This is a genomic window from Streptococcus sp. KR (genome assembly GCF_002238115.1).
Classification (GTDB): Bacteria; Bacillota; Bacilli; order Lactobacillales; family Streptococcaceae; genus Streptococcus.
Genome location: NZ_NGVM01000298.1, coordinates 1 through 244 on the forward strand (window position 1 = coordinate 1; position 244 = coordinate 244).

At 39.3% G+C, this 244-nt stretch carries 1 protein-coding gene; it reads left to right on the forward strand.

All coding sequences use genetic code 11. The annotated features are described in order from the left end of the window. The coding region (locus CBI42_RS12025) for a hypothetical protein (protein ID WP_142294172.1) at positions 1-244 on the forward strand (244 nt) is incomplete at both ends.

The window sequence follows — 244 nt, forward strand, 5'->3', positions numbered from 1 at the left end:
CGTTGGATCCCTCAATCCGTTTATGGTAAATTTGCCTTTGAATGTTTTACCAATCGTGAATTTGAATTGTCTTCGTCAGAGGTTGCACAGGTCATTGAAGTGAATCCTGTTGATGGGCAGATTCATTTAAGGACATCATTTGCTTATCGCTATCCAAGTGCCAAAGATAGTAGCCTTGGAGTCAGTGGCTCACGTTATGATACAGGAAGAAAGATTTTTGAGAATTTACTTAATTCGAACCAAC